General features: G+C 62.4%; 8 protein-coding genes. 1 reads left to right on the top strand and 7 read right to left on the bottom strand.

Going from position 1 to position 8,189, the window contains the following annotated elements; translation table 11 throughout:
• Window positions 1-50: 50 nt before the first annotated feature.
• From IF803_RS24365 to IF803_RS24340, 6 genes are all read right to left on the bottom strand, one after another.
• Window positions 51-641 (bottom strand): Spy/CpxP family protein refolding chaperone, encoded by a 591-nt coding sequence (locus IF803_RS24365; protein ID WP_461193703.1) that lies wholly within the window; start codon window positions 639-641, stop codon window positions 51-53.
• Between the two features lie 162 nt (window positions 642-803).
• Complete coding sequence (locus tag IF803_RS24360; protein ID WP_461193702.1) at window positions 804-2,087, bottom strand: TRAP transporter large permease; 1,284 nt, start codon at window positions 2,085-2,087, stop codon at window positions 804-806.
• The gene (locus tag IF803_RS24355) at window positions 2,087-2,659 is read right to left on the bottom strand and encodes a TRAP transporter small permease (protein ID WP_304496341.1); all 573 of its coding nucleotides are present in this window, start codon (window positions 2,657-2,659) and stop codon (window positions 2,087-2,089) included. Before IF803_RS24355 ends, IF803_RS24360 begins: the two co-directional genes overlap by 1 nt.
• 320 nt (window positions 2,660-2,979) lie before the next feature.
• Window positions 2,980-3,984 carry a TRAP transporter substrate-binding protein gene (locus tag IF803_RS24350; protein WP_461193701.1) on the bottom strand — a complete coding sequence of 335 codons (1,005 nt, stop codon included), beginning with the start codon at window positions 3,982-3,984 and terminating at the stop codon, window positions 2,980-2,982.
• 59 nt (window positions 3,985-4,043) lie between these two features.
• Window positions 4,044-4,352 carry a hypothetical protein gene (locus IF803_RS24345; protein WP_461193699.1) on the bottom strand — a complete coding sequence of 103 codons (309 nt, stop codon included), beginning with the start codon at window positions 4,350-4,352 and terminating at the stop codon, window positions 4,044-4,046.
• A 703-nt stretch (window positions 4,353-5,055) separates the two neighbouring features.
• Window positions 5,056-5,409 carry a DUF2200 domain-containing protein gene (locus IF803_RS24340; protein WP_304496343.1) on the bottom strand — a complete coding sequence of 118 codons (354 nt, stop codon included), beginning with the start codon at window positions 5,407-5,409 and terminating at the stop codon, window positions 5,056-5,058.
• Between the two features lie 307 nt (window positions 5,410-5,716).
• Between IF803_RS24340 and IF803_RS24335 the strand changes: the two genes are divergently transcribed.
• The gene (locus IF803_RS24335) at window positions 5,717-6,670 is read left to right on the top strand and encodes an MBL fold metallo-hydrolase (protein ID WP_461193697.1); all 954 of its coding nucleotides are present in this window, start codon (window positions 5,717-5,719) and stop codon (window positions 6,668-6,670) included.
• Window positions 6,671-7,201: 531 nt separating this feature from the next.
• On the opposite strand, the gene dapD is transcribed toward IF803_RS24335, so the two are convergent.
• Entirely contained in the window at window positions 7,202-8,173 is a 972-nt protein-coding gene (dapD, locus tag IF803_RS24330) for a 2,3,4,5-tetrahydropyridine-2,6-dicarboxylate N-succinyltransferase (RefSeq protein WP_461193696.1), read from the bottom strand.
• Between the last annotated feature and the right edge of the window lie 16 nt (window positions 8,174-8,189).

Genomic DNA, 8,189 nt, shown 5'->3' with positions numbered 1-8,189 from the left:
GGAATCCGGCGGTCTTTCATAGGCTTGGCGAGGGCGGCGGCGGACGGCGCTCAGAGGCGGCCGGAGCGCTCCTGATCGGGGCCATCGTCGCGGTCGAAACGGTCGTGATCGAAGCCGCGGCCGCCGCGCTCCCAGCGGTCCATGCCGCGCTCGAGGCGGTGGCGGCGCCAGCCCTCGGCACCGAATCCACGCCCTTCCATATGGGTCAGCAAGCTCAGCCGCCGCTTCTGGTTGTCGTCGAGCATCTTGTAGAGCGGGTCGGCGGCGTCGGCGATCTTCTTCAGCGACGTCGCGGTCGCCGCCATGTTGTCGGCGCGCTCGCGCAGGCGGGCGACCGGATCGTCCGGCTTCTGCGCCTGGTCCGCATCGGTCTTCTCGGCGGCCATCCGCGCATTGGCGCGATCGAGCCGCAGCTTGGCGAAGTCGCGCACCGCGGCCTCAACCGGCGGCCACAGCTTCTCCTGATCGGCGTTGAGCTTCAGCCCGGCGTGGACGGCGGCGATCCGCGCGTCGAGGAAGGCGGCCCGATCCTCGGGGCTCATCCGCATATGACCGTGGAACCAGGGACGATGCTGGGCATAGACCGCGGTCGAACCGGCAATCGTGAGCGCCGCGATACCGGCGAGCAGAACTTTCTTCATACGAACCTCCTTTGAAGGTTGCTCGAAGATGATGCCGCCCGCCCGCGCCTTCAACTTACGGATTGGACAGAGAGAGCTCTGTTACCAAGATGTAATCCGCTTTCATTGCATTGCAGAAACATCCAAAGCGCGAGGTCGCGCTTTGGATTTCTGTTGTTTGCGCTAGATCATTCCGAGCAGGCGCGGCAGCCACAGCGAGATCTCCGGCACGTAGGTGATCAGGCCGAGGAACACCAGCATCGCGCACAGCCACGGCAGGACCGAGATGGTGATCTCGCTGATGCCCATCTTGGCGATACTGCTCGCAATGTAGAGGTTGAGCCCGACCGGCGGATGGCACAGTCCGACCTCGGTGTTGACGATCATCAGGATGCCGAGATGCACCGGGTGCACGCCGAGCTTGGTCGCCAGCGGAAACAGGATCGGCGCCATGATCAAGAGGATCGACGACGGGTCCATCACGTTGCCGGCGAGCAGCAGGATGACGTTGACGACGAGCAGGAACATCCAGACCGAGAAGTTCTTGTCGATGATCCAGGCCGCCATCTCCTGCGGGATCTGCTCGTGGGTCATCAGGAACGAGAACAGCACCGCGTTGGTGATGATGTAGAGCAGCATCGAGCTCATGCTCGCCGCCTGCAGCAGCACCTTCGGCACCTGGGAGAGCTTCAGCTCCTTGTAGACGAATACGGTGATGAAGAAGGCGTAGGTCGCGGCGACCGCGGCCGCTTCGGTCGGCGTAAAGATGCCGCCATAGATGCCGCCGAGCACGATCGCGATCAGCAGCAGGCCCCAGATGCTTTCGCGGAACGCCGTGAACTGCTGGCCGATGGTCGCGCGCGGCATCTTCGGATAGCCGTTGCGCTGCGCGACGAAGAAAGTCACCGCAGCCAGCATCAGCGCGAGCACGACGCCCGGCACGATGCCGGCCATGAACAGCGCGCCGATCGAGGTGTTGGTGGAAACGCCGTACAGCACCAGGATGATCGAGGGCGGCACCAGGATGCCGAGCGCGCCCGAGGTCGAGATCACGCCGACGCCGAACCGCTTCGGATAGCCGTGATCGACCATCGCCGGCATCATGATCGAGCCGATCGCCACCACGGTGGCGACGCTCGAGCCCGAGATCGCCGCGAACATCGCGCAGGCCGCGACGCCGGCGAGCCCAAGGCCGCCGGGCAGATGCCCGACCAGCGAGGTCGTGAACGCGATCATGCGCCGCGCGACGCCGCCGCGGGTCAGGAAGGTGCCGGCCAGGATGAAGAACGGGATCGCCATGATGCCGAAATTGTCGAGGCCCGAAAACAGCTTCAGGCCGACGCTCTCGATCGGCACCTCGGTCATCGTGAACAGGAAGGTGAGCACGGTCAGGCCGAGCGAGATCGAGATCGGCATGCCCGTCAGCATCAGGGCAAACAGCAGTCCGAAAATAAGTGCGGCGCTCATCACGCTTCTCCAAGCGCGACGGGCGCGGTCTTGCTGGTCTCGACGCCATCGACATGGGAGGCGTCATGGTGCGGCAGGTTGTCGGTCCACCAGTAGTTCCAGCACACTTGCAGGAAGCGGAAGCACATCAGGTAGGAGCCGAGCGGGATGCAGGCGTAGACGATCCAGCTCGGGATCTCGAGATCCGGCGAGACCTGGTCGGTATGCATCAATTCGAACACGAATTTGGCACCCATGGTGCCGACGATCCCGGTGAACAGCGCGCCGCCGAGCAGGCCGAAGATGATGGTGCGCTTGCGCCAGAAATCGTTGAGGCGGTTGATCAGGACGTCGACGCCGACATGGACGCCGGCGCGCACGCCATAGGCGGCGCCGAACTTCGCCATCCAGATGAACATGTAGATGCAGAGTTCCTGCGACCATGCGAGATTGATGCCGAACAGGTACGGATAGAGCACGGGAACGTCGACCAGAAAACGGTGCACGACCGTGACGAAGGTCAGCAGCGTCGCGGCCCCCATCAGGCTCGCGATGATGATTTCCTCGAGCCGGTCCAGAATTTTAAGCAGCATTGATCTCCCCTGTCATGGCCTGATGCGGCGACCGGCCACGGCACCCTGGCCGCGACCTCACGCGGCCGCGGCGTTCACTTTGTTTGCGGTTCAAGTCCCGCGTGACTGTTGCTGTCGATCGGAGCTGCCTCCGATCCACCTCGCCCCGCGTGCGGGGAGAGGTCGAAATTCAAGCGCAGCTTGAATTTCGGGTGAGGGGGAGCTTCCGCGAGCGCATCTGGAGCCGCGTTCGCGGAGAAGGCCCCTCACCCCAACCCGCTCCCCGCAAGAACGGGGAGAGGGAGCTCTTCTGGCATCGCCTCGGCGGCGGAGCATCGCAGCTAATTCATCGGGCTGCGGCCGGTTTCCTTGAGGAATTCGTCGATCAGCGGCTGGCCGACGCGCGAGGCCACGTCCTTGTAGACCGGCATCATCGCCTTGCGCATCGCCTCGTCCTGCTCCGGCGTCAACGCGACGATCTCGGTCTTGCCGGCCTTCTTGATCTCGGCGAGTGCGTCGTCGTTTTCCTTGGCCGACTGGCTGTTGCCGAACTCGGTGGCTTCCTTCATCGCCTTGGAGAGCTGCTCGCGGGTATCGGCCGGCAGGCCGTCCCAGAACTTCTTGTTCACGACCACGACGTAGCCGATGTAGCCGTGATTGGTGACGGTGGCGTACCTCTGCACCTCATGCATTTTCTGGGTGTAGATGTTCGACCAGGTGTTCTCCTGGCCGTCGACCACGCCGGTCTGCAGCGCCTGGTAGACGTCGGAGAATGCCATCACCTGCGGGATCGCGCCGAGTGCGCGGAACTGGGCTTCCAGCACCTTCGACGACTGGATGCGGAACTTGAGCCCCTTGTAGTCGGCGGGCGCGACCAGCTTCTTGTTCGCGCTCATCTGCTTGAAGCCGTTGTCCCAGTAGGCGAGACCGGTCATGCCCTTGGAATCTAGCTTCTTGAGCAGCTGGGCGCCGAGCGGGCCGTCGGTGACCTTCCGCAGCGACTTCAGGTCGGGGAGGATGTAGGGCAGATCGAAGACTTCGAATTCCTTGATGCCGATCGGGCCGAACTTCGAGTTCGACGGCGCCAGCATCTGCACCGCGCCGAGCTGCAGCGCCTCGAGCTCTTCCTTGTCCTTGTAAAGCGTCGAGTTCGGGTAGACCTCGACCTTCACCTTGCCGCCGGTGTACTTCTCGGCGAGTTCCTTGAACTTGTCGGCCGCCTTGCCCTTCGGCGTATCCGAGGCCACCACGTGGCTGAATTTGAGAACGATCGGCGACTGCGCCGCCGCAGGCCCGACAAAGGTCAAAGCCGCGATCGACGCCGCAGCCAATATGAGTTTACGCATGTTTCCTCCCGCGTAATTGCGGAGCGCGAATACCGGCCCCGAGACATCCGGTCGCACCATTACAGACAAGCAAAGACGATTGCCATTGCCCCTTTAGCAGGGGCCAATTGCACCATTGCTGCACTGCAAAATTCGATGCGGCGGTATCCCCTTCGGCTCTTGCGACCGTTCAATGACACCGCCCGCACGCTGTGCCCGGCCACGGCAATGAGGTCAATGCGAGGTTTGGCAATGGCGGGTTCGCCGGGCGCGAATGCTGCGCGTGTTTTTTGCCGGCTGTCGTCCCTGCGAAAGCAGAGATCCATACGCCGCGGCAAATGTTGCGGATGAGACTCTTCGTTGTCGTCCTGGCGAAAGCCAGGACCCATAACAACCGCATTTGATTGTGAACGAGGTCGTGGCCCCAACATCGCGCAACAAATCTCATTTGGGGTAATGGGTCCTGGCTTTCGCCAGGACGACACTGAATGTGTTGGACGACGTGTGGCTCATGCTTCCGTAGTCTCGCGGCGCATTGCGTCCGAGCTTTGCATCTTGTTCCGCCCTCTCATCATCGGAGGGCGCAGGGAAAGCCGGGTGCCGATCGCACCCATGGGCCCCGTGCAAAAGGTAGAAAGCACGGGGGTAGGACCACAGGTGTAACCGGAAACAACCCGGCTTTCCCTGCGCGATGGGCTACGGCTTACTTCGTGCTCTCCCCGGCGAGACTGGGCTTGCTTGTCACCGCCTTCGCAAAGCACTTTCGCACCTTGCGAGAGGACACCTGCCGCTAGGGCGTCAGGACCACACGACTTCACCGTCCGCTTCATGCGCACTCGTCAGTTGCGCAATCGGCGTCCACCGCATCTCGACCCACGTTCGTGACGACCGCGAAGCGCCCCTCGATCGGGTGAGACGGGGCAAACCATACACTGAGTTTCACTTCGGATAAAGCGAAATATTTTGCTGCGGGGGCTTGCGCCGTCGGGCAAATCAGTGGCAACGGCCCTCCCCGCTCCGTTCGTCATTGCGGGCGACGCATCAGCGTCCAATGTCGCCTCGCCGCGCGGACGGAATCCGGTCGATCAGACATCATTCCTTCCGCAGGATCTTATCCATGGCCTTTCCTCGTGCCAGCTCATCGATCAGTTTATCCAGGTAGCGAATTTCCCGCATGGTCGGCTCTTTGATTTCCTCCACCCTGACACCGCACACCACGCCCTTGATCGAGGCCCGAGAAGGATTCATTTCAGGCGCCTTTGCGAAGAACGTTTCGAAGTCGGTTTGTTTCTCCAACTGAGCTTCCAGCTCCTTCGGACCGTAGCCGGTCAACCAGGAGATCACCTGATCGACCTCCGCTTTGGTGCGTCCCTTCTTCTCCGCTTTCGTGACGTAGAGCGGGTAGACGCTTGCGAAGCTCGTTGTATAGATCCGATGCTTGGCCATGAATTGCTCCGAACGTTCGTATTCCGTGGTCTCGACGATATTAGTCCTGGGTTGAACCGGCTTCGCCAATCCGAAGTGTCGCATGTGGCTGAGGGCATGGCGATGGCCTGTGCCTCCCGTTTCGTCCCCAGCGCTCGCCTGCGGCGGTGCGCATGCGTTGGCAGCAATCGCTCTACAGCGACGGCAACCGCTCTGGGGCAGCGCCACACCTGATCCGCTAGATCATCACCATGTCCAATCCACGGGCGGAAACAAGGCGCCGCCCGCCGGGATCGAACACCAGGATCGAACGCAGGAGTTTTGAACAATGAACCAGATGATCCGCAATACTCAGGAGACAAGCATGAACCGCGACAACGCCTCGCACGCCGGTCAGGCGGGGCCAACCGAGTTGGTGCCATCGCGCTACGCGCTGAAGATCGGCGAGATCGACGTGCTGGTGATCAGCGACGGGGTGCTGCCGCTGCCAACCAAGATGCTGGCACACAATGCCGAACCGGCCGTCCGCGCAGCCTGGCTGGACGACATGTTCCTGCCGCCGGACGCGTTCGACTGGGCGCTGAACGTGGTCGTGGTACGAAGCGGCGGGAAAACCATCCTCGTCGACGCCGGGCTGGGGTCGGACCCGGACCTGCACCTGCCGAAGGCCGGGCAGACGGTCAAGCGACTGGAGGCCGCCGGCATCGATCTCGGGTCCGTCACCGACGTGGTGCTAACCCACATGCACATGGACCATGTGGGCGGGCTGCTCGTCGACGGCGTGAAGGAGCGGCTGCGTCCGGACCTGCGGATCCATGTGGCGGCCGCCGAGGTCAAGTTCTGGGAGGCGCCCGATTTCTCCCGCGTCTCGATGCCGCCGGGATTCCCGGACGCGCTTCGTGCGACCGCCAAGCGGTTCAGGAAAGAGTACCAGAGCCAGTTGCGGCTGTTCGACGAGGAGCACGAGGTGGCGCCCGGAGTGGTCGTCCGTCGCAGCGGTGGCCATACCCCCGGTCACAGCGTGGTTCGCCTGGCGTCCGGCGGCGACCGGCTGACATTCGCCGGTGACCTCGTCTTCGCGGTCGGCTTCGAGCACCCCGAATGGCACAATGGCTTCGAGCATGACCCCGAGGAGGCGGCCCGCGCCCGGATCAGTCTGTTGCGGGAGCTGGCGGCCAACCGCGAGCTGCTGGTGGCCACGCATATGCCGTTCCCGTCCGTTGGACATGTCGCGGTCGAGGGTGACGCCTTCCGTTGGGTGCCGGTGTTCTGGGACTACTGAGACCTTGTCGAGTTAGAGCCGAACCGGGGCGCGTACTCATATCGATCATGGGTGCGGGCTCCGGCTTCCGCGCGGCCCTTCTGAGCAAAGGTCGGCTACGGGCCACAAGCCGTCATTCAAGCCGGTCGAGAGCGAATTAGCTTGCCTTGCTTTGAGTCCTTTTGCACTCTCAGGCAAAGGAGGCCGATGCATGAAGATAATGACCGTCGCGTGCGCTCTCGGAGCGGCCCTCGTGCTGTGCAACCTCGGGACGTCTGGTGCTGAAGCCCGGGCGCGGAAGGCACAAGTCGTTCATGAACCAAGGAGGGTCATTATCCCGACGCCCGTGATAAGGCCAACTCCGTGGGATTATTATATTGTTCCACGATATCAATATCGCCCTGAAGACGACCGGGTCGATCCATACGCCCCGCCCCTGGTGTCGTCGTGGCGCCTCTATGAGGCGTGGCGGTGGCCATACTGGTGGTGAACGGCCGATCGCGCCAAACGGATCGCAATTCCGAGGGAAGTGGTGATCGTCCCCTGACGGACCTAGCTGTGAAGTTGCGCGTTGAGGCCGTCCCAGTTTGGCGTACGTCTGGTTGCCTCAAGAGCGCCGCTCTGGGAATTACGACGAAACAGCAGGCCGTTTTGGCCCGAGAGTTCCTTGGCTTTCAGCACTCGGCCATCTTCCAAAAGGATGCGCGCGCCTGCCGTGACATAACAGCCCGCTTCGACGATACAATCGTCACCCAATGAAATGCCGATACCGGCATTGGCTCCGATCAGGCAGCGCTCGCCAACTGTAATCCTCTCTTTCCCTCCGCCGGACAGAGTGCCCATGATCGACGCTCCGCCACCAACGTCGCTGCCGCTTCCCACAACCACACCGGCGCTGATCCGGCCTTCGACCATGCAGGGACCGAGCGTACCCGCGTTGAAATTGCAAAAACCTTCATGCATGACGGTTGTGCCCGGCGCCAGGTAGGCCCCGAGCCTTACGCGATCCGCATCTGCAATTCTCACCTCCGCAGGCGTCACATAATCGGTCATGCGCGGAAACTTATCCACGCCTGTCACCTCAAACGCGAGGCCACGCTTTCGTGCTTCCATTCGCGCGTCCGGTACACGAGAGCATTCACAGGGACCGAGGGTCGTCCAGGCAACGTTAGGTAAAAGACCGAAAACTCCCTCGAGGTTCAGGCAATTCGGCTGGACGAGCCGGTGGCTCAGCAGATGGAGTCGAAGATATGCGTCGTGCACGTCAGTCGGCGCAGATGCAAGGGAGCCAATCTCTGTGCGGATTGGAACGATGTCGACATTGCGAATATCGTCGTGTCGCGCATATCCGTCCGCCGACTCGCCCAACGATCTGCTGACCTCGTCGCTCGCCAGCCGCACCGTTGCCGCCTTGTCGGCCTCCGCAACCAGGCGCAGCTGAAGAAACCAGGAATCCAGCACGCGACCGTCAGCGGCAATCGTCGCAAATCCCTCGCCTCTCGCGCACCTCAGTTCCATCGCCATTCGAATGTCTCACACT

This window comes from Bradyrhizobium sp. UFLA06-06 (genome assembly GCF_054820065.1).
The sequence above is the reverse complement of the archived record's forward strand: the minus strand, read 5'-3'. Positions and strand labels throughout refer to the sequence as shown.

Excerpts from the sequence above, each read along its gene's own strand:
- IF803_RS24365 (WP_461193703.1), bottom strand. The coding sequence starts at position 641 with ATGAAGAAAGTTCTGCTCGCCGGTATCGCGGCGCTCACGATTGCCGGT.
- IF803_RS24360 (WP_461193702.1), bottom strand. The coding sequence starts at position 2,087 with ATGAGCGCCGCACTTATTTTCGGACTGCTGTTTGCCCTGATGCTGACG.
- IF803_RS24355 (WP_304496341.1), bottom strand. The coding sequence starts at position 2,659 with ATGCTGCTTAAAATTCTGGACCGGCTCGAGGAAATCATCATCGCGAGC.
- IF803_RS24350 (WP_461193701.1), bottom strand. The coding sequence starts at position 3,984 with ATGCGTAAACTCATATTGGCTGCGGCGTCGATCGCGGCTTTGACCTTT.
- IF803_RS24345 (WP_461193699.1), bottom strand. The coding sequence starts at position 4,352 with ATGGGTCCTGGCTTTCGCCAGGACGACAACGAAGAGTCTCATCCGCAA.
- IF803_RS24340 (WP_304496343.1), bottom strand. The coding sequence starts at position 5,409 with ATGGCCAAGCATCGGATCTATACAACGAGCTTCGCAAGCGTCTACCCG.
- IF803_RS24335 (WP_461193697.1), top strand. The coding sequence starts at position 5,717 with ATGAACCAGATGATCCGCAATACTCAGGAGACAAGCATGAACCGCGAC.
- dapD (WP_461193696.1), bottom strand. The coding sequence starts at position 8,173 with ATGGCGATGGAACTGAGGTGCGCGAGAGGCGAGGGATTTGCGACGATT.